Annotated in this window: 21 protein-coding genes and 1 pseudogene; 15 read left to right on the forward strand and 7 right to left on the reverse strand. The window is 27.2% G+C overall.

Annotation, left to right across the window (positions count from 1 at the left end; genetic code table 11):
* Positions 1-46: 46 nt before the first annotated feature.
* From EG57_RS0221050 to EG57_RS0221060, 3 genes are all read left to right on the forward strand, one after another.
* Entirely contained in the window at positions 47-1,342 is a 1,296-nt protein-coding gene (locus EG57_RS0221050) for a putative ABC transporter permease (RefSeq protein WP_032079051.1), read from the forward strand.
* 137 nt (positions 1,343-1,479) lie between these two features.
* The gene (locus EG57_RS0221055) at positions 1,480-1,986 is read left to right on the forward strand and encodes a GNAT family N-acetyltransferase (protein ID WP_032079088.1); all 507 of its coding nucleotides are present in this window, start codon (positions 1,480-1,482) and stop codon (positions 1,984-1,986) included.
* A gap of 115 nt (positions 1,987-2,101) precedes the next feature.
* Complete coding sequence (locus tag EG57_RS0221060; RefSeq protein ID WP_029163181.1) at positions 2,102-2,812, forward strand: SDR family NAD(P)-dependent oxidoreductase; 711 nt, start codon at positions 2,102-2,104, stop codon at positions 2,810-2,812.
* Between the two features lie 217 nt (positions 2,813-3,029).
* Here EG57_RS0221060 and EG57_RS26855 read toward each other — a convergent pair whose 3' ends face one another.
* Positions 3,030-3,203 (reverse strand): hypothetical protein, encoded by a 174-nt coding sequence (locus tag EG57_RS26855; protein ID WP_200880592.1) that lies wholly within the window; start codon positions 3,201-3,203, stop codon positions 3,030-3,032.
* Between the two features lie 143 nt (positions 3,204-3,346).
* On the opposite strand from EG57_RS26855, the gene EG57_RS0221065 reads away from it, so the two are divergent.
* The 3 genes from EG57_RS0221065 (at position 3,347) to EG57_RS0221075 (ending at position 7,918) form a co-directional block, all read left to right on the forward strand.
* Positions 3,347-4,327 (forward strand): ParM/StbA family protein, encoded by a 981-nt coding sequence (locus tag EG57_RS0221065; RefSeq protein ID WP_032079052.1) that lies wholly within the window; start codon positions 3,347-3,349, stop codon positions 4,325-4,327.
* 344 nt (positions 4,328-4,671) lie between these two features.
* On the forward strand, positions 4,672-6,672 hold the full coding sequence (locus EG57_RS0221070) for a cell wall-binding repeat-containing protein (RefSeq protein WP_032079053.1): 2,001 nt from the start codon (positions 4,672-4,674) through the stop codon (positions 6,670-6,672).
* 232 nt (positions 6,673-6,904) lie between these two features.
* A complete protein-coding gene (locus EG57_RS0221075; protein ID WP_032079054.1) occupies positions 6,905-7,918 on the forward strand; it encodes a cell wall-binding repeat-containing protein in 1,014 nt (337 codons plus the stop codon).
* 94 nt (positions 7,919-8,012) lie between these two features.
* Here the strand turns inward: EG57_RS0221075 and EG57_RS0221080 are convergent, their stop codons facing one another.
* From EG57_RS0221080 to EG57_RS25575, 3 genes are read right to left on the reverse strand one after another with little or no spacing between them, the layout of a single operon-like run.
* Positions 8,013-8,246 (reverse strand): BhlA/UviB family holin-like peptide, encoded by a 234-nt coding sequence (locus tag EG57_RS0221080; RefSeq protein WP_032079055.1) that lies wholly within the window; start codon positions 8,244-8,246, stop codon positions 8,013-8,015.
* Positions 8,228-8,620 carry a sigma-70 family RNA polymerase sigma factor gene (locus EG57_RS25570; protein WP_084572284.1) on the reverse strand — a complete coding sequence of 131 codons (393 nt, stop codon included), beginning with the start codon at positions 8,618-8,620 and terminating at the stop codon, positions 8,228-8,230. Before EG57_RS25570 ends, EG57_RS0221080 begins: the two co-directional genes overlap by 19 nt.
* On the reverse strand, positions 8,575-8,790 hold the full coding sequence (locus EG57_RS25575) for a hypothetical protein (protein WP_052038034.1): 216 nt from the start codon (positions 8,788-8,790) through the stop codon (positions 8,575-8,577). Before EG57_RS25575 ends, EG57_RS25570 begins: the two co-directional genes overlap by 46 nt.
* A 687-nt stretch (positions 8,791-9,477) precedes the next feature.
* Here EG57_RS25575 and EG57_RS0221090 point away from each other — a divergent pair.
* From EG57_RS0221090 to EG57_RS0221100, 3 genes are all read left to right on the forward strand, one after another.
* Positions 9,478-11,454: a cell wall-binding repeat-containing protein gene (locus tag EG57_RS0221090; protein ID WP_032079056.1), complete on the forward strand. Its 1,977-nt coding sequence runs from the start codon at positions 9,478-9,480 to the stop codon at positions 11,452-11,454.
* Between the two features lie 152 nt (positions 11,455-11,606).
* Positions 11,607-12,704: a cell wall-binding repeat-containing protein gene (locus EG57_RS0221095; RefSeq protein ID WP_052038035.1), complete on the forward strand. Its 1,098-nt coding sequence runs from the start codon at positions 11,607-11,609 to the stop codon at positions 12,702-12,704.
* Between the two features lie 522 nt (positions 12,705-13,226).
* Positions 13,227-13,772 carry a hypothetical protein gene (locus tag EG57_RS0221100; protein WP_032079057.1) on the forward strand — a complete coding sequence of 182 codons (546 nt, stop codon included), beginning with the start codon at positions 13,227-13,229 and terminating at the stop codon, positions 13,770-13,772.
* Positions 13,773-13,977: 205 nt separating this feature from the next.
* Here EG57_RS0221100 and EG57_RS0221105 read toward each other — a convergent pair whose 3' ends face one another.
* On the reverse strand, positions 13,978-14,211 hold the full coding sequence (locus EG57_RS0221105; protein WP_032079055.1) for a BhlA/UviB family holin-like peptide: 234 nt from the start codon (positions 14,209-14,211) through the stop codon (positions 13,978-13,980).
* Complete coding sequence (locus tag EG57_RS0221110; RefSeq protein ID WP_032079058.1) at positions 14,193-14,756, reverse strand: sigma-70 family RNA polymerase sigma factor; 564 nt, start codon at positions 14,754-14,756, stop codon at positions 14,193-14,195. Before EG57_RS0221110 ends, EG57_RS0221105 begins: the two co-directional genes overlap by 19 nt.
* A gap of 343 nt (positions 14,757-15,099) precedes the next feature.
* Here EG57_RS0221110 and EG57_RS27505 point away from each other — a divergent pair.
* Positions 15,100-15,351: pseudogene (locus EG57_RS27505) on the forward strand (zinc ribbon domain-containing protein); the annotation flags it as partial.
* Between the two features lie 198 nt (positions 15,352-15,549).
* Here the strand turns inward: EG57_RS27505 and EG57_RS0221115 are convergent.
* Positions 15,550-17,085, reverse strand: a complete 1,536-nt coding sequence (locus EG57_RS0221115) for a transglutaminase domain-containing protein (RefSeq protein ID WP_032079059.1) — start codon at positions 17,083-17,085, stop codon at positions 15,550-15,552.
* A gap of 243 nt (positions 17,086-17,328) precedes the next feature.
* Here EG57_RS0221115 and EG57_RS0221120 point away from each other — a divergent pair, with 243 nt between their 5' ends.
* The 5 genes from EG57_RS0221120 (at position 17,329) to EG57_RS25585 (ending at position 20,017) form a co-directional block, all read left to right on the forward strand.
* Positions 17,329-17,730: a hypothetical protein gene (locus EG57_RS0221120; protein WP_032079060.1), complete on the forward strand. Its 402-nt coding sequence runs from the start codon at positions 17,329-17,331 to the stop codon at positions 17,728-17,730.
* 260 nt (positions 17,731-17,990) lie between these two features.
* A complete protein-coding gene (locus EG57_RS0221125; RefSeq protein ID WP_032079061.1) occupies positions 17,991-18,392 on the forward strand; it encodes a hypothetical protein in 402 nt (133 codons plus the stop codon).
* 483 nt (positions 18,393-18,875) lie between these two features.
* Positions 18,876-19,016: a hypothetical protein gene (locus EG57_RS26580; RefSeq protein ID WP_161782729.1), complete on the forward strand. Its 141-nt coding sequence runs from the start codon at positions 18,876-18,878 to the stop codon at positions 19,014-19,016.
* Positions 19,017-19,460: 444 nt separating this feature from the next.
* A complete protein-coding gene (locus tag EG57_RS25580) occupies positions 19,461-19,697 on the forward strand; it encodes a DUF7168 domain-containing protein (protein WP_052038036.1) in 237 nt (78 codons plus the stop codon).
* Positions 19,664-20,017, forward strand: coding sequence for a DUF7168 domain-containing protein (locus EG57_RS25585; protein WP_052038037.1), 354 nt, complete (start codon positions 19,664-19,666; stop codon positions 20,015-20,017). Before EG57_RS25580 ends, EG57_RS25585 begins: the two co-directional genes overlap by 34 nt.
* Positions 20,018-20,047 lie beyond the last annotated feature (30 nt).

A 20,047-nucleotide genomic window follows, 5' to 3' on the forward strand; every position in this document is an offset into this window, starting at 1 on the left:
TTATTATAATGTTTAAAAATTATGAATTATAGAGGGGAAAGAGAATATGCATTATACGAAATATGAGCTTTTTGCTTTTTTTCTGCTTTATTCTTTTTTAGGATGGGTAGTAGAAGTCTTAATTGCGAGCTTACGAAAAGGTGATTTTGTTAATCGGGGGATGCTAAATGGGCCACTGTGCCCGATCTATGGTTTAAGTATTATACTTAGTCTGCAATTTTTAGAGGCGGCGAATGCCAATCCTTTTGCATTGCTTGCCGGGAATGCCGTTCTGGCCACTGTGGTGGAGTATATTGCTGGAGGGTTACTGAGACGGATAATCGGCAGACGCCTGTGGAATTATGATAGTCCAAGGTTCTACATTACTTTTGCCTTTGCATATAGTGGAGTTTCCGTGCTGGTTATTTCCCTGCTGCAACCATTGGTCTATATGGTAAGCCAGATGATTCCACATTTGTTATTCTGCATTATTCTATGGATACTCTTTGGTTTACTGATGGTTGACGTTGTTGCCTCATTCGTGGCAGCATTCCATATTCGTAAACAAAGCAGATTAGAACTAAAGGTAACAGAACGTTTGAGTAATACAAAGAAGATTATGGGACAACGTTTTTTTGCAAGGTTGCAAAAGCGTATTTACAAGGCTTTCCCTGAGCTGGAGAATGCCCAATTGGAGCTCATTGATGTTAAAGCTCTAGATCAAAAAAAATTTGCGGAAAGCATTTGTTTTGAAAAACTGGTATGGATGTTTTTTATCAGTGCACTAGCAGGAGATTTGATTGAAACCGCATTTGTCTGGGTAAAGTCTGGTAAGTTGATGAGTCGCAGTAGTCTAATATATGGACCTTTCAGTGTGGTTTGGGGACTGGGTGGAATTATTGCCACAGTAATGCTTCATAGATTGATTGATAAAAATGACATATACATATTTCTGGGGGGCTTCTTTCTAGGTGGTACCTATGAATATTCATGCAGTGTGTTTACAGAAAAGGTATTGGGTACACGTTTTTGGGATTATAGTGGTATGCCTTTTAATCTGGATGGTAGGGTGAATCTGCTTTACTGTCTGTTCTGGGGATTGCTAGCCATTGTATGGTTGAAGGCGATTTATCCATTCGTAAGTAAATATATTGGTAAAATTCCACGAGTGCTAGGGGAGGTACTTACGTGGTGCATTGTAATATTCATAGTGCTCAATGCATTGGTCTCAGCTATGGCACTATACTATTATAGTCTGAGAATGGCTGGTACACCTGTGAACGGTAACGTAGAATTGTTCTTTGATATCTATTATCCTGATACTTTAATGAAGCTGATTTATCCAAATGCGGTTTTGCCATAGAAGTGGTTTGATAGATGGTATACGATTGGATTAATAATCCTTGCAATCGCATATATAGTATTAGATACTAAACGTAATAGATAAATTCTAATTTAAGGTTAAACATTATAAATAGTTATTTGAAAGGTGGGCTGAAAATAGAATGTATAATACGCTCTTGGAAAATAGAAGATGCTGCCAATATTGCAGAGATTTTAAATAACAAAAAAATTCTTGACAATTTAAGAGATGGGCTGCCATATCCATACACAGAAAATGATGCAAAAAATTTTATTTCAGCAATGCTTAATGCTGATAAAAATACAACTTATGCTTTTGCAATTACTATTAATAATAAGGTAGTAGGAAGTATTGGTGTGTTTCGAAAAGACAACATCCACTTTAAAACAGCGGAAATGGGTTACTACATTGGAGAGGCATATTGGGGAAAAGGAATTGGAACAAGTGCAGTAAAACAAGTATGTAAATATATTTTTGAAAATACTGATATTATCAGAATTTTTGCGGAACCTTTCTCTTGCAATATTGGGTCATGTCGTGTACTTGAAAAGTCAGGATTTTTGTATGAAGGTACTTTGCGGAAAAATGCAGTGAAAAATAGAGTTGTTCTTGATATGAAATTATATTCAATAGTTAAGGAATAATCTATATGTATAATTCAAGGTTTATAAAGTGAGAACTAAAATTATTTACATCTTGGGTACTCTATAAATTCTAACATTTATTATTGCTATAAAATTAAATGGAGTGTGTTTAGTTATGAAAATTAAAGATTCAACTGTTTTGGTAACTGGTGCAAATAGAGGATTGGGGTTTGAATTTACTCAAGTACTTTTAGAAATGGGAGCAAAAAAAGTATATGCTGCTGCACGAAATCCTGAAACAATAAAATTACATGGCGTTATTCCTATAAAGCTTGATATTACAAATCAAAAAGATGTTGAGAATGTTTCAAATGAACTTCTTGATATTAATATGTTGATAAATAATGCAGGTATTCATAAAAAAACTACCTTGCTTGATGATGATTCAATCGAAATTGTAAAGGATGTTTTAAATACAAATTTGATAGGTATATCGACTATGTCCAAATTTATAGCCCCAATAATCATTAAAAATGGTGGGGGTGCTATTGTAAATGTTCTTTCTGCAGGGTGCTGGTTAAATGGACACGGGAATCTGGCATACAGTATATCAAAGGCAGCAGCGCTTTCGTTGACAAATGACATGAGATTAGCCCTAAATAGCAAAGGTGTTCAAGTATCAGCTATTCATGCCGGATTTATTGACACAGACATGATGGCAAGTTTCCAAGGAAAAAAGTTATCACCATATTCTGTTGCCTATGATTCATTATTAGCTGTAAATCAAGGCTCACAGGAAATTTTAATTGATGAAATGTCAAAAAAATCAAAACTTCACTCAATTGATGAAATACCAAATTTTTCAGACAGTTATTGTAGCGAATAAGTATAATACGAAATTGATTTATATCGCAATCTTCTTATTTTACGCAACAACTGAAAAACGAACAATTTGCAAAAATACTGCATTATTCAAAGTGAATTATGTGGTATTTTTGTGTCGCAATACAAAAAAATTGTGTAACTGTCTATAACACAAAGACATCCAGGATGTTGAATGCTATTACAAAAATTTATCTAAGTGTACTTATAGTATTGTATTGCTATAATTTCATATCAAAGGTTTTTGGTATATATTCTAGTGATAGATCTTCTAATATATAATTTACATCTCGTTGAGTAGCTGCTGCTAGAACTTTCAGTTTTATTAATATCCATTGATTTAAAGTAGTATTAAATCTAACTCTTTTAACTTTTTTTATTTGTTCTATATCCATAATCAACCATCTTCCCAAAATTGTAAGTACATAGCTATTATAACTCTTATACGTATATGTGTATAGACTTTTATTTATAACTTAATTACAATGTATCTACAGTGTAGATACAAAATAATTTTAATAATGTGGAGGTATAATGGATGAATGAATATATAATATCTTTAGATGCTGGTAAATACGCCGTTAAAGCAATGGGAAGAAGTTCTGAAGGGTTAACTTGCGATATAAGGAAAGTAGATATTAAAAGCAAAATATATGAATTAAAAAATGGATATATAGATGCAGAGGGTAAATCTTATAAAGTAATATTTAATGGTGATGAATTAATTGTAGGTGAACAAGGAGAAACAAAGAGTTATGAAACATCTAAAACTTTATTTATACATAAAGTATGTGCGTATACAGCAATTACTGAATTTTTAGATCCTGACACCAAAGATAATAAAATTAATATGGTTCTTGAATGTCCTATAAGCGTCTTAAAGATTGAAAAAGCTAAACAAGAATATAAAGATTTTATAAAAGGTAATGGAGTTATAGAAATAAGTGTAAATGATAAAAATTATAGTTTTGAAATTTCTAATGTAATGATAAAAGCTGAGGGATCAGGGATAGTTTATTTATCTCCACATCTTTTTAAAAATAAAAAAATAGGAGTAGTTGACTTTGGAGGATTAAATTTTACCTTTTCTCTTTATACTAATGGAATTTGTATGTCACCTTCATCTGATCATTTTGTAGAGGAGTTTGGTGCAATAAAATTAACTAATTATGTAGCTGATGATTTAACAGGTTATAAGAGAGGTAATATAGTTAAATTTGATGCTGCAGAAAGAGCTCTTGATATTGGATATTTATCTAATTTTGGACAAATAGATAAAGGAAGTCAGGAGATTATTGAGAATAGTAAAAAGCGTTTCTTTGATGAAGCCTGTGACGAGATTAATAGACATGGATTTCGTATAGAAGAGTTAGATGGATTAGTATTTATAGGTGGTACTACTCAAAAGTTGATTGAAACTATAACCAATAAAATTCCTAATTCATTTATAGCTGCAGATCCACAATGGTCTACTGTGGAAGGTCTGTATAAGGTAGCTTATAAAAAATATATTTCTTAATTTATAATAGAGACAAATTATATGTTAAAACAACGATAAAGATCAGAAAGTTTAATACAAATTTCAAAAATTAAGAAGCAATGCAGAGATCATACTTAATTAGTTTCATATATATTTATATTCTTAGATATGTGTAATAATTTAAATTGTTAGGTAATAGTTATTAAGTTTTGTTTTTGTATGGTTAATTTACAAAGAATTTATATTAATAAAATACTTGTTTTCAATTCTGATTTAATATTTTTTAAATTTAGGTTTACATTATAGCTAATTATTTATTCTTATTTATTGTAATCAAAATCAATCGATTGATATAAAAAATTAAAATAGTGGAGGAATGTATTATGTCAGATGAAAAAGAGTATTTTACTATGTATGAAGAAAATAAAATTGGATTAATACCACCTTTTAAAGGTAAATCTAATTTTTGTAATGGATCTACTGAAAATAAGCTTAATAAAAATTTATTAAGTTCTATACTTGGAAACAAAAAATCATTAAGTATGGTTGAAGGTGCATTTGGTATTGATATACCTAGTAGCTATTTTATGGATGCTGTAAATACTGTTTTAAAACCTAAAGATCAAGGAAATCATGGCTCTTGTGGACCACATGCTTTTAGTTATGCTTTAGAATTGATTAACTACACCAAAACAGGAAATTACCAACAATTTAGTACTAATTTTTTATATGGTTGTAGTAATATATTTGATGAGTGCATGAAGAATGTTTCCAGCAAAGATGATAAATATTTAGATGCATCAGGAATGAATATAGATGATTTGATGCAAGCAGTTATGAGGTATGGTGATGTGCTTCTTACAGAAATGAATATTCAAGATCCAACGCCGTATAATTGCAAAAGTGAAATTAACAAAAATCCAAAAGGATATTTAGCAAGTGCAAGAAATCATAGAATAATATATGGAGGTATTGAAGCATTAACAAGAGAAGAAATAAAAACTTTTGTATATGCAGGTGTACCTGTAATTGTTGCTATAAATATAACAGGAGAAGACAATACTAATAGAGTTTTTTATAAAGATCCTAATAACAAAATAGGAGGACATTTTCTTTGTGTTGTTGGATATGATGAACAAGGTTTATTAGTAGTTAATTCTTGGCAGAAGGAAAGTATTTCAAAAGCCATTTGGAGGGTAAAAGATGATGTTGAAATTACAGATGCTGTAGCATTGATAAGTTTTGATGTAGAAAAAAGTAATGAAAATGATTTTGATAAATTAGTGAAAGATTCTTGTAAGGCTAGAACTAGAAGTATGAGAAATGTTTATGGAGCTAGTAAAAAATATGTAGAATATCTAGTGTCTCAACTGAAAATGGAAACTGGTGGTTACCAAGAAGAAGGATTAAGCTCTTTTGTTCAATTTAGTGAAAGTTTTTGGCCTTTACCAGTAAAATCATATCAAGATTTTGGTAATTATTCAGATATTAGCACTTCTGTTTCAATAGGAGGAAAATTAGGACTTAGTGTAGATGGTTGCATGTTAGCTAGAAACGATGATTATGTAGCTAGTTCTGCTGGTGCTGTACTATGTTCTCCTGGAAATTATACTAAAAGGAGATATCCATTATTTTTAACAGATGGGTCCTCTTTAAACAGTGGAATTAAATATTTTAATGGTCACAGTAATCATGCATTCGGATTAAAAAAAGTTGAAATATTAGCAGGACCAGCTATAATTTCAAGCGATATAGAAAACGAATTAAAAAGTGAAAGAGAGAATTTATCTGTAGAACGTATTTTCGGAACAGATAGAGTAGGAACTGCAATAGAAATAGCAAAACATTGTACAGGGGATACTATAATTATGGTTAATGATTATGATTATCCAGATTTAGTTTGTGCTGGTTCCCTTGGAGCTCAAATGAATGCAGCGATATTGGTTAATGATTCTTCTAATACATTAGATTCTAAAAATAAGGATTTCTTATACAATTTTGGACCACGTAGAATTATAATTATTGGAGGTACTTCCCTAGTATCTTCTTTAGTAGAATCTGCTTTAAGAAATTTTACAAGTAATGTACAAAGAGTTTATGGTTCTGATAGATATGATACATCAGTACAAATTGTAAAACAACTTTGGAATAGTTATAATTATGATAATGTTGTATTAGCTCGAGGAGATGAATTTAAAAATATGTCTTCTGTTGCTATGCTAGGTGCTAACTTTAATGCTCCTGTACTTCTTACTGATGGTTATTCATTATCTAGTGGAGCAAGAGGTATAATTAATAATCTCAAGTCAAAAAATATAGTATGTCCAGTTATTTTAGGATCTCCTACAGGAACAATATCATCATCAATATTATCAAGCATATAAAGATATCTAGTTTTTTACTGTGTTAAGTATGAGATAGGCAGTTGTAGTTTATTTAATATAAAAATAAAATTAAAAAATATAAGGTCCCAGAATTTAACGTCTGGGGCTTATTATTTTTCAATATTTAATAATAATAAAAGTTTTTATACTGATTTGCTTTTGAATATATTATAGTTTATTGATATAATTTTCATATATGTAAAAAAATATATGAAATGGAGTGATATATAAAATGATCAGAAAAGTTTTTAAATATTGTGTATATGCAGAGGTAATATCGTTATTTATATTGATGGCTTTATTAGGTAATCCAGTTAAAGCAGAGGTAGGAAAGGTTACAAGAATAAGTGGTGCTGATAGATATATTACAGCAGCACAAGTTGCTACAACAAATTGGGAGAATTCAGATAATGTTGTATTGGTGTCTGGAAAAGGATATGCAGATGCAGTAAGTGGTTCTGCATTAGCTGAAAAATTAAATGCTCCTATATTATTAACACCAAGTAACGTATTAGATTCAAATACTAAAGAAGCTTTGTCCAAATTAGAAGCTAAAAAGATATATGTAATAGGTGGAAATGCTTCGATTTCAAAGAATATAAGAGAAGAATTAAAATCTAAGTATGTATTAATAGAATTAAGTGGCTCAAATAGATATGAAACTAATATATCTGTTGCTAATGAATTAATTAAATTAGGAGTTGATCCAAATAATATTATAATGGCTAGTGGAGAAGGATTCTCTGATGCTTTATCTGCAGTATCAATAGCATCAGCTAAAGAACAGATTCTTTTGTTAGCTAATAATGATATGGATTATATAAAGCCAACAATGGATTTTGTAAAATCACATAACTCAAAAGTTATGGTTATTGGAACAAAAGAGGTAGTAAATGATGAAATATACAATATAGTTAATGGTGTTTCAAGAATTAATGGAGGATCTGATAGATTTGATACTAATTTAAAAGTATTATCAAAATTTAGTTCATCATTGAATTTTAATAATATGTATATTGCAAATGCAAGTAGTGATGATGGATATGCAGATGCATTAGTGGCATCTGTATTAGCAGGAAAGAATAAGTCGCCATTGATATTATTGGATAGTGATGGAGCTCATGCAACAAACAATGCAATAAGGTTTATAAGTGATAATATAAATAAAATGTCAGATTTAACTGTTATAGGTGGAACAGGAGTTATTAATGATAATGTAGTTGATCAAATAAACAAGAGTATTTGAGATTTTAATTTTTAAAGTTAAAAAATTATTTATAAAAAATATTATATGACATAAAAAGCTATTGATTTTTTTCAATAGCTTTTGTATTAGCCATTTATTTATTATTTTTAAACACATAATCTTTTATTTCATTAACATTTTTATTTATATCATCAACTATATTAAATTTTTCAGTAAGTTTTGATATAATTTCTTGATAATTTTTTTCTCTTTCTTCTTGCCTAGTATCTCTTTTTTCTTGAGTTTTAACAATATAAAAAATTAATGTAAATGATAAAACAGCCCATATTCCTTGAGATGAGGCCATTTTTAGTATTTCATTTTCCATAACGTATCACCATCCAATTCATTTCTAAGTTTTTTTAATGCTATATTTTTTGTTTTATTAACAGATTGTCTAGATATACCCAATTTTTGCCCTAATTGTATTACAGAATAATCTTTTAAAAATATTCCTATAATTATTTTTTGTTGTGTTTTAGAAAGCTTATCTAATAATTGGGTTAAAATTATTTTATCTTCTATGGTACTTTCATAGTTTATTGTGGTATCTTTTGATATTTCTAAATTTAAAGTTGCTTCCATATTATATAATGTTTGATATTTTTTAGATAGATGAATGTATTCATGTTTTATGGAATTATGTATATAACTAACTATGTAAGCTTCATTTTCCCAATAAGTTTTTTTAATAAGGGAAATTTATTTATTACTTCAATAAGTCGAATTATTAAATCTGTATCACTTCCATCATATTTCAATTTTTTACTATAACTTTTTATTAATGGCATAAACCTTATTATTATTTCTAAAGTCGAATCCTTATTACCATTTTGTGAAGATTTAATTAGCAATGCTAATTTATTTTTCATCAGTATTCCCACCTTTAAAACGGTTTTACAAATAAAAAGAAATTTTTTAAAATTTTGTAAACCATTTTGGCTTTAATATTTAAATGTCGTTGGGAAGTGTTTATTATATTCAACTATATTATCTTAAACAAGACATGAGGAGATTTAAAGGGAGTGAAAACTTTTAAAACCACTAGTGATATTTTTAAATAAATAATTTTTTTGAAAAGGTTATAATTTTAAAATTAATATATTAAATCAATGAAAAATATAAAAATCGAATTATATCTATGGTTAGGAAATGTATTATGATTAATTCCAGAAAAGTGATTTGTTTATAATCTGAATCATAAGATGGTATGAAAGTTTCAATGGATACATTATGGTAAAGATACAATTTAGTAAACTTATCAATGATGTAATTGTCCCAAATATGTTTAATTCAAAGGATAGAGAATTAAAGAAAATTTGTAGCATTCTTAATTACTACAGATATTGAAAAAGAAGCATATTTAAACGCTTCTTTTTTATTTGTATAAATTACATACTATTATATACATTCAGATTATGAAAAGAAGAATTAAGTAAACAAGTTTAATTTTTATCCCTTATTGTTTTTAATAATTATTTTTTTTATTAGGTTTACACAAGCAAAGAAAAATACTTCTTAAATTAGTGTAAAAAAAATTTGATAAGGGGGATTTTTTAATGAAAAGTAAAATTATTAAAGTAAATGGACATGATATAAAGGTTTTGATAGATCCACCAGATATTAAAACTTTTAAACTTCCAGCTAAAAGTAGTAATGAAACAACTGCTAAATTTATTAATGAAAATAAGTTAAAATCTAGTGGAGTTCACACTAAGGTATTTAGTGATGGAAATACTTATTTAAATGAATATGAGATATTAAAGCCTAAAGATCAAAAAGATGTTGGTTCATGTACTGCTCATTCATTAAGTTATAATTTAGAAATGGCGTATGCTAGAAAACATAACAATGAATATCTACGTTTTAGTACAGATTTTATTTATGGAAACAGAGAAGTTTATGATGAATATGAAATGTCAATGGATGAAGGTTTAGACATAAGTGACGCTATATGTCATTTAATTAAATATGGCGATGTTCCTTATAGTGTTTTAGATTCAAATACAGAAGTAAATGATGCTGTAGATACTGTTAAAACTTATGCTGCATATTATAAGGTCCAGGCATATCCATATAGAATACTAGGGGCTATTGATATTCAGAAATACAGTACAAATGATATTAAAAATTTAATGACTTATCAAGATGTGGTAATTCAGTGTGCAATAAAATTTACTTCTATTAAAAATAATGTTTTTATAACAGAGCCTAATGAGGAACTTAAATATCATTCACTATGTTTAGTTGGATGGGGAAATGATGGATGGAAAGTTTTTAATTCTTGGGGTGGAAGTAAAAACAGTTCCATTTATACTATACCTTTTGATTATGGATATTTTACAGATTTATATGCTATATTATTATCAGGAATAGATAATGTAGAAATTGATGATTATGCTTCTCCTAATACAGATGTTTATAAAGGTTATTATAAAGAAACTAAAGGATATTTTAATAGTAGAGCAAATGCTATAAAGTATTTAGAAAGAGTTTCTTCTCCTGGTAGTCATGTTGAATTATCTGGAGGCATTTTTACTAAGCCTAGAATGGGGTTTGTATATAAAGCTGTTCCATTAAAGCATGCTGATATTATTACAGGTTATAATATGGAAGATCAAGCTATACAAGTAGCACAGAGAATATTTAACAGTAATTATGCAGGAGTAATTATAGCAAATAAAAATGATTTTCCAGATATTATAGCTGCAACTACTTTAAGTTATCAAAAGAAATATCCTATAATTGTAACTGATAATACTTCTTTATCAAGTCAAAATAAGCAGTTTATTCAAAATGCTAGTGATAGAAAATTGATTATTTTAGGAGGAACTTCGTTATTAAGTGATAGTTTATTTAGCAATTTAGGAGTATTTACTACAAGAGTATTTGGAGCAGATAGATATGCTTCAGCTGTAGCTATTGGCGATAATTTAAAACTTATGTCAGAGACAGCAATACTATTAAATGGAGATGATTATCCTGATGGCATATGTTTATCTGGATATGCAGCTAGTTATGAATATACAGTATCACAAAACCCTACGAGTATACCTGATCGTATGGTACATGTTCCTTATCCTATTTTGTATACTACTAACGGAAGTTCTTTAAATGCAGATACTAAAGTTGCATTAAAAAAATGGGATATAAAAAATGTTATAGTTGTTGGAAGTACAAGTTTAATACCATCATCACAAGAAATCGAATTAAATAATATGAACATTACAACTACTAGATTAATTGGAGGTTATGATAGATATAATAGTTCTGCTGTATATGCTAATAATAGCAGTTTATTTAAAGATAGAGATGGAGCTATTTTAGTTGATGGTTCTTCTTTTGATAGATATGCTTTTGCTGGAATATTATCAGCATGGATTAAATGGCCTGTTTTATTATGTACTGGAACTTCTTTTGATAGTAGAGTAAAAGATTATATTGACTCTATTAAACGACAAACAAAATACAACATATATACTAATTCCCCATCAGGTACTATTTCTCAAGTTTTGCTTAATTACTTAGATAATTAATAAATAAAAAAAATAAAATCTGGGATAGTTTTATACTATTCCAGATTTTATTTTTTTACATAGATTTATAGTAAATATATTAAAATATGTAAAATAGGGTTATAATTAATTTAAAAAATATGTATATAAAGAAATTAAGGAAGGGTATTATAATGAATAAAAAAAACATAAAAACACTTATAAGTATTTCACTCATGTCTTTAATTTTAACTACATTTTTATCAACTGGTTCAATTAAAGCATCAAAAAGTGTAGCGATCAATTATGTTCACTATGTAACAAGAACAGCTGGAGAAACAAGATATAAAACTGCTTTTGAAGTAGCTATAGCTAACTGGCGAAATAGTGATAATGTCATATTGGCATCTGGAGAAGGATATGCAGATGGGTTAAGTGCTTCAACATTAGCTAAAAAATTGGATGCACCAATACTTTTAACTACACCTAATACATTAAGTGAAGAGGCTTCTAATGCTCTTAATATATTAAAACCAAAGAACATATATGTTATTGGAGGAACTGCTTCAGTTTCACAAAAAATAAGAGATAATCTTAAAAATAAATATACTGTAATAGAATTAGGTGGAGCTACAAGGTATGAAACTAACATAAAAGTTGCAAACAAACTAGTTGAATTAGGTGCTAATCCTAGTAATGTTTTAGCTGTTTCTGGTGAAGGATTTTCAGACGCAATTTCAGCAGCACCAGCAGCTGCTGCAAAAGGAGAAATATTATTACTAGCAAATAATAATAAAGATTCAATTAAACAAACAATTAATTTTGTAAAAGGAAATAAATCTAAAGTTGTAGTTATTGGAACTGATAAAGTAATAAATAACACTATCTATAATTATATTGGAGCAACTAAAAGAATTGATGGAGGAGAAGATAGGTTTAGTACTAATTTAAAGATATTAAGAGAATTTAAAGATGATTTTAATTATAAAAAAATATATGTTGCTGCTGCAACTGTGCAGAATCCAGACAATCTTTATGCAGATGCATTGGTTGCAACTTCTGTAGCTGGAAAATATTCAGCACCTCTTGTATTGGTTAATAATAATACTTATAGTTATTTTACACGTGATGTTACAAGTGATGCTATAGATTATATTACTAGTAATGCTATGAAAAATATTGATAAATCAAATGTAATTCAGTTAATTGGTGGGTCTGAAGTAATTCCATTCTATGTTGAAGATGACATTGAACATATTTTACGTTCACGTTCACATGAAAACCCATTATAGAGATGGATAGTTCCAGGCATCATCATAAGACAATGGAATCTATGTAACAGCTATTAAAGAATTTTAAGATATAGTTTGAATTTTTATGTAGATTATAGCATAGTTTACTTATTAGTAGCTAGAACACATTTTATAATACAAAGATTATACAAATTCTAAAGAATATAAGATGATAAGAAGTTAAGAATATATATAGATAACATGACATAATAATGGTATAATTAACCAAAGAGATTATCAAGGTAGTAATGTTTTCTTATTATTAATTAAAAGCATAGTTTGTTAGCACTGAAAAGAGAGTGAGGTTAGCTTACTCTCTTTTCTATAAGAATATATGAGTAAAAGAATTTATATTGTAAAGTAGTTATATTCTTATGATGTTAAGTTTATAAGAATTTATGTTTATAGGAATATAAGAATTTACGTTGAAAAGAATTTATATTCTTAGATTTATATCTTATTAAGAATTTATATTCTTAAAAACTTATATATAAAAATTTATAAGAAGTGAGGTTAACTTTTATGAATTTAGTTTATAATTTAAAGAAAGTATTAATTATTAAGACTAAACATGATGATCAAAAAGAAAATTTTCGTGTGGAGATTGATGGAATAAAGCCAGACACATCCACCGAAGATATTTATGATCTAGCACAGGCCATTATAAAAATTCTTCCTGAAGGTGACAAAACAATTAATATTTATAAAGAATATATAAACGTAGTTGATAAGCCTGATACTCCACAGCCTGATCCAAACATACCTAAAGCATTTACTGAAGAATTTACACTTCCAAAGAACACCACAACTTTAGTCTTAACAAATAAACTAACTGACGAAGATGTTTATGGTGCAGCCCTTGATGGAAAGAATAGAAAGGTTAAAGTTTATTACTTAGGTACTGCTGAAAGTCCTGTAACACCTGTTGAAGTTCCTCTGGAGGGATTCGATACAAATACACCAGCTGATCCTAATGGAACGTTCAGTGTTGATTCAAGCTCTAATGCAATAATATTTAAAACTACTACAGGAATTGATGTTAAGTACAAATTAGTTAAATCTGAATAGAAAGGAGAATAGAGCTTATGGCCACTGAACTTCAAAATACTCAAAGGGATGTTTTAACACTTGATTTAAGTTCTAATCCTTACTTTAACTATTTATAAAAATATTATTTGGAAGTGATAAAGATGAGATCTTATGTAAAAATATTTCTTGACATGAAATTTGCAGGTTTTTTATTGGATACATTCATTATAGTGTAAAAACATATTTATTTATTATTTTTAAACACATAATCTTTTATTTCATTAACATTTTTATTTATATCATCAACTATATTAAATTTTTCAGTAAGTTTTGATATGATTTCTTGATAATTTTTTTCTCTTTCTTCTTGCCTAGTATCTCTTTTTTCTTGAGTTTTAACAATATAAAAAATTAATGTAAATGATAAAACAGCCCATATTCCTTGAGATGAGGCCATTTTTAGTATTTCATTTTCCATAACGTATCACCATCCAATTCATTTCTAAGTTTTTTTAATGCTATATTTTTTGTTTTATTAACAGATTGTCTAGATATACCCAATTTTTGCCCTAATTGTATTACAGAATAATCTTTAAAAAATATTCCTATAATTATTTTTTTTTGTGTTTTAGAAAGCTTGTCTAATAATTTGGTTAAAATTACTTTATCTTCTATAGAACTTGTATAGTTTATTGTGGTATCTTTCGATATTTCTAGATTTAAAGTTGTTTCCATATTACATAGTTTTTCATGTTTTATAGATAGATGAATATACTCATGTTTTATGGAATTATGTATATAACTAACTATATATGATTCATTTTCTATATATGTTTTCTTAAATAAAGGAAATTTGTTTATGGTTTCAATAAGTCGAATTATTAAGTCTGTATCACTCCCATCATATTTTAACTTTCTACTATATTTTTTTATTAGTGGTGTAAATTTAATTATTATTTGTAAAATGGAATTTTTATCACCATTTTGAGAAGAATTAATTAAGTTTAATAATTTATTTTCCATACATATTCCCATCCTTTAAACATTTTTACAAATAAAAAGAATATTTTTTAAAATTTGTAAACCATTTCGCTCTTAATATTTAAATGTTTTTGGGAATTTTTTATAATTAATTTTAAACCTACTATAATTTTCGAATAGACGTACAATATAAATGGCTAAAGTTAAATAATTAAAGTTTTTTTAATAAAATTTGTAAAATTTAACTAAGTGTTTAGAACTTTTCTATCCTCTACAGATGGGAGATGAATAGCACTTGCCGATAGGCAACAAATGTGATAAGTTATAATCAGTTACATATGTTTAGTGTTATCAATGAAATTTGACAGTAATAATCATTCAGTAATTAGTTAAATCGATAACTGATGTTAGTTGGTCAAAGTTTAGAAGAATGTTAGAGTATAAGGCTAAATTGTATGGTAGAGAAGAGATAATAGCACCATCTAATTATGCCAGTAGTTAGTTATGCTCTAATTGTGGAAATAAGTCAAGCCAGACTAAAAATTTATCTTGAAGAACTTATGTATGTCAAGTATGTGAAATTATAATAGATAGAGATATAAATGTGAGTAAACATCTACTAAAACTAGCAATGTAATAAAAGATATATTGTTAGAAAGGCTAGAATGATTTTGATAGTTTCGGTAAACTTGCTAAAGTAGTAGTATTGACCAAGAAGCTCTAATCTTTTAGGTGTTGAGTAGCTCACCTAAGAATTAAATGAATAAAATTTGATATGTTTTTTAGAAAAATTAAAAATATATACAAATAAAAAAGTAGCTTAAAAAGCTACTTTTTATTTAATTGAAAATTTCATTATAATATTTTTAATCATTGTTTTTCCTGAGTCAGAATAAATTTTTTTATTTATAACTAGATAATAAGTTTTGCCTGAAGTATAATTTTTTAAAGTTTTAACTATTAAAGTATCTTTATTTACATCAAACCTTAAATCAATATCTACTTTATTATTAAACTCGTCTAATATAAATACATTATCTTTATTTAGTGCAGAAGCAGATATATTTTTATTAAACCTTATTTTCCAGGATTTATCTTTATCTACATTAATCTTTTCTTGTAATTGTGTTGAATCATTAATATCTATTGAGTCTGGAATTTCATTAGTTACTGTCACCACACAAGTATCTTTAAAATGTCCATCATTTGATATTACATTTACATAAACTGTACCAGGTTTTACTCCTTTTATAGTTTTGCCATCAAAATAAATAACTCCTTCTGTATTGAAGTTCCACTTTGTAGAATTGTTAGAAGCATTATTTGGTAAAACACTGGCAGCTAGTGAAGTAGTTTCTCCTATTTTCAAGGTTATTTGATGTTTGTCCAATTCGACAGCTTTAACTGGAATATTAATAACACTTAAATCATATTTTGTATCAGCAAATGGATACTTCAACATTTCCCAATTATGATCTTTTGCTAATTCATCATCTGTTAGATTATAGTAATTATAACATATGCTATTGGGGATGTCTGGTACCGGGTCATCCCATGTACAATCTAAATGATACCATTTTCCGTTTAGATTTACTAGATTCCAAATATGATTATAAGTACTGCTTCCATCTACACTGCCTAAAACAAGTAAATTTTTAATATTTACTTTACTTAACATTTTACACGCTAGAAGTGCATAACCCTGACACATTGTTGTTCCATCATGTAAGGCGTAATAAGGATTATTTTTTTTAGCAGTTTGATCATAAGCAACATTCCTAACTATATAGTCATGTATAGCTTTCTCTTTTTGATCTTGTGTCATAGAATCTCTTATTATATTTTGAAGTATAGAATCAACTTTATTATCTACCCAAATTTCTTCATCATGTGTTAATAAATATGTTACATCAAATTTTATATCTAAGTTCTTGTCATAACCATAAAAAGTTGTTTTACATGAGGTAACACAATATCCTGCATAGTTATCACATGCAATAACATAATTGGCTACTTTAGATGGTAAACCTGATAAATCTGAAAAATTTCCTGTATAGTGTATTAAAAAATTTGTGTTTTTATTAAGAATATTATCTTTAGCTATTTCTTTTATCTGATCTATATTATTGCAATAGTTATTATAAGAAGCTATTATTTTTTTTTCTTGCTGTTTATCAGTATCAGTGCAAAGATTTTTATTTTTTACAATATTGATATCATTGTAATACCTTTTATTTATGCTATTTAATTTAATATCAGAATTATAAAATTCAGTTAAGATTTTTGACTCAGATGCTCTCACAAAAAAAGGAGAAAATGTAATTAGAAATATAATTAATATATTGAATAACAATTTGAAACTTCTTTTCAAGTATATCACTTCCTTAGTATAAAAATGGATATATTTAATTATATCATATGGATTGCATTAATTGATATATTATGTATAGTTAGCAAAATTAGTTGTATGGTATAATTGATTACTGTGTATGAAATTTATTACAATTAATCTATTTTATATGAATAAATATAAAAAATTGACAAATAATTAGAATAGATGTACCATATATGTATAAAAAATATTTATTTTACATATTATGGGGAGGAAATTACTATGAAATCAAAAAAAATATTAGCTAGTTTAATGGCATTATCAATTATTGGATCAAGTAGTTTTGTATTAGGAGGAAGTGCTAAAGCTGCAACTTTAAATAGTAAAGACAATAATTATGTAAGTTATGCATCAGTGAAATCATTTAGTGCAGATATTTCTCGAAGTGGATATCTTATTTGGGACGATGTTAATGCTTTTACGTATAGCGTAAGTGTAGTTGGAGATCAAGAGGACGTTGAAGCGTATATAAGGAATCGTAATCATGATCACAGTATTGATCTTGGAAATAAGATCAATAAAGCTGGTATGTATTCAATTACAGTAACTGCTAATGGATTACGTGAAACTTTGTCTACACATTTTAATGTTTATTATAATGGCAGTACATTTTCTAGAGTATAATAGATGTTTTTAAAGAGGTATAAAATTCTTAAAAAAATAATAAACCTCATACTTATTAAAAGTATGAGGTTTATTACTATACATTTCTTTACTAATTGAATGTGTAAATTTTTATCTATTATTTATAATCTAATATTACATTTAATTGAATAAATTACTTTAAACATAAAAAATAATATAATTTGACAAATAATTGGAATTAGTGTACCATATATGTATAAAATATATTAATTTTACACATTATGGGGGAGGAAATTATTATGAAATCAAAAAAAATATTAGCTAGTTTAATGGCATTATCAATCATTGGATCAAGTAGTTTTGTATTAGGAGGAAGCGCTAAAGCTGCAAACTTAAATAGTAAAGACAATAATTATGTAAGTTATGCATCAGTACAATCATTTGGTGCAGATATTTCTAGAAGTGGATATCTTGTTTGGGACAATGTTAATGCTTATAAATATGAAGTAGATGTAACAGGGAGCAGTCAGGGATATGAAGCTGTATTTAATTCAAGTACTCATAGTACTTATATTGGTAGGAGTATTAATGAAGTTGGTACATATTCTGTTGACGTATATGCTAGAAATTCAAGTTCAACAATAATTGGATATACACATTTTAATATCTATTATAATGGCAGTACATTTTCTAGAATATAATAAATGTTTTTAAAGATGTATAAAATTCTTTAAAAAATAATAAGGGAATGTCGTATTATGCGACATTCTTTTATTATTTTATATTTTTTTACTAAAAGGTGATTTATGTTTTTATTGAATATTTATTTAATTAGAAATATAAATGAAGGAATTAGTTAATCTAATGAACCTAATTGAGATGATGCAAAAATTTAATAAGTTTTGTATTAGCGTTTTAACAATATAAAGAAAATATACTAAAAAACTTATGCATACAGTATTTTTGATATAAATATATTTAGTAAGATTAATTTTTTTATATGAAAGTATTTATACTACTGACATTTGAAAATAATGGAAGAATATGCATTTACAAAAAGTATCTGCATAAGTATAATTATGTATACTATATATGCAGAGAGTAGTATAATTTAATTAATGATACAATATTTAGGATAAGTTGAATTTTAAGGAAAAAATTTAGCATAGAAAGAAGAGTTAAAAATGATACGTGAAATAGAGTCAATGATATATGAAATAGAAAGATTAAAAAGTGGTAATAATTCCATAAGTTTAGAAGAAGCAGTAGAAAAGGCTGAAGAATCATTAAGAAATTTAAAAAAGGAACTTGAAAGGTATAATTAAATGATACTGATTCAGAAAAATATTTATAGATAGATATTGTTGTCATACAACAATAATCAGTTGATAAGTTTCTACTAAATAACATAAATATGAGGAAAATAAAAATTTGTTTTTTTTAAATTGAAAGCTGTTATGTTCCTTTAGTAATTTGATTAAAGATGCAAATATGGATTATAAAAAAAGAATATGAAAAATTATTTGCAGATCTTGCAGTAGAAAGGGAAAAACAGACCGCCGGAGGTAGGGATGTATACTGAAAAATGGTTCTATTACAGATGGACAGGCTTTTTAAGTATTACGTATTAATATGAAAAAACGTGTGAAGCTTTTGAACTAATTAAAATAAAAAGATTGAAGGTGAAAAATATGGAAGATGTAATATTAAAAATTCAAAAATTGTTAGCATTAAGTAAAAACTCCAATTAGAATGAAGCTCAAAATGCTATGATGATGGCACAAAGACTTTTAGTAAAATATAAATTATCAATAATGGATATAGAACAATATGGGAAAGAATCCATAAAAGTAAATGAAAATAAAACAGGTATAAAGTTTAGAGGTGCAAATTGGAAGTCAAATTTATCTCAAGTTATAGCAGATAATTTTGGATGCTATTTATTTTATAGGACAAGAAAAACTCATGAAATTTGTTTTTATGGAAAAGAAGAAGATGTAATATAATATTAAAATATGCTATAAAATGCATAAATTCAAATGGAGATAAATTAATAAAAAAATTGAAACAAGATAGAAGAAGAAAGTATTTTAAAGGAATAAAAAATGATTACGCATTAGGATTTGTGAAAGGTCTAGATGAAAGATTTACAAAACAAGTTAAATCAAACAAGGGATGGGCATTAGTTTTGGTGAAAGATCAGATTGTAATAGATAAGTATAAAGAGTTTTCAAACGATTTTACAAAAGTTCATACTGATATAGATTATAATAAGCATCTATTTGCTTTTAATATTGTAAGCGATGGAACAAACACCGTCATGTAAAATAACTTCTCATTTGATATACTTTATTAA

Source organism: Clostridium drakei (assembly GCF_000633595.2).
GTDB classification, from domain to species: Bacteria; Bacillota; Clostridia; order Clostridiales; family Clostridiaceae; genus Clostridium_AM; species Clostridium_AM drakei.

What these genes read in the sequence shown, in the direction of transcription:
- EG57_RS0221120 (WP_032079060.1), top strand. Translation starts at nt 17,329, where the DNA reads ATGAAATCAAAAAAAATATTAGCTAGTTTAATGGCATTATCAATTATT.
- EG57_RS0221080 (WP_032079055.1), bottom strand. Translation starts at nt 8,246, where the DNA reads ATGGAAAATGAAATACTAAAAATGGCCTCATCTCAAGGAATATGGGCT.
- EG57_RS0221095 (WP_052038035.1), top strand. Translation starts at nt 11,607, where the DNA reads ATGAATAAAAAAAACATAAAAACACTTATAAGTATTTCACTCATGTCT.
- EG57_RS0221070 (WP_032079053.1), top strand. Translation starts at nt 4,672, where the DNA reads ATGTCAGATGAAAAAGAGTATTTTACTATGTATGAAGAAAATAAAATT.
- EG57_RS26580 (WP_161782729.1), top strand. Translation starts at nt 18,876, where the DNA reads ATGATACGTGAAATAGAGTCAATGATATATGAAATAGAAAGATTAAAA.
- EG57_RS25575 (WP_052038034.1), bottom strand. Translation starts at nt 8,790, where the DNA reads ATGAAAAATAAATTAGCATTGCTAATTAAATCTTCACAAAATGGTAAT.
- EG57_RS25580 (WP_052038036.1), top strand. Translation starts at nt 19,461, where the DNA reads ATGATGATGGCACAAAGACTTTTAGTAAAATATAAATTATCAATAATG.
- EG57_RS0221100 (WP_032079057.1), top strand. Translation starts at nt 13,227, where the DNA reads ATGAATTTAGTTTATAATTTAAAGAAAGTATTAATTATTAAGACTAAA.
- EG57_RS0221050 (WP_032079051.1), top strand. Translation starts at nt 47, where the DNA reads ATGCATTATACGAAATATGAGCTTTTTGCTTTTTTTCTGCTTTATTCT.
- EG57_RS0221105 (WP_032079055.1), bottom strand. Translation starts at nt 14,211, where the DNA reads ATGGAAAATGAAATACTAAAAATGGCCTCATCTCAAGGAATATGGGCT.
- EG57_RS26855 (WP_200880592.1), bottom strand. Translation starts at nt 3,203, where the DNA reads ATGGATATAGAACAAATAAAAAAAGTTAAAAGAGTTAGATTTAATACT.
- EG57_RS0221065 (WP_032079052.1), top strand. Translation starts at nt 3,347, where the DNA reads ATGAATGAATATATAATATCTTTAGATGCTGGTAAATACGCCGTTAAA.
- EG57_RS0221125 (WP_032079061.1), top strand. Translation starts at nt 17,991, where the DNA reads ATGAAATCAAAAAAAATATTAGCTAGTTTAATGGCATTATCAATCATT.
- EG57_RS0221090 (WP_032079056.1), top strand. Translation starts at nt 9,478, where the DNA reads ATGAAAAGTAAAATTATTAAAGTAAATGGACATGATATAAAGGTTTTG.
- EG57_RS0221060 (WP_029163181.1), top strand. Translation starts at nt 2,102, where the DNA reads ATGAAAATTAAAGATTCAACTGTTTTGGTAACTGGTGCAAATAGAGGA.
- EG57_RS0221075 (WP_032079054.1), top strand. Translation starts at nt 6,905, where the DNA reads ATGATCAGAAAAGTTTTTAAATATTGTGTATATGCAGAGGTAATATCG.
- EG57_RS0221110 (WP_032079058.1), bottom strand. Translation starts at nt 14,756, where the DNA reads ATGGAAAATAAATTATTAAACTTAATTAATTCTTCTCAAAATGGTGAT.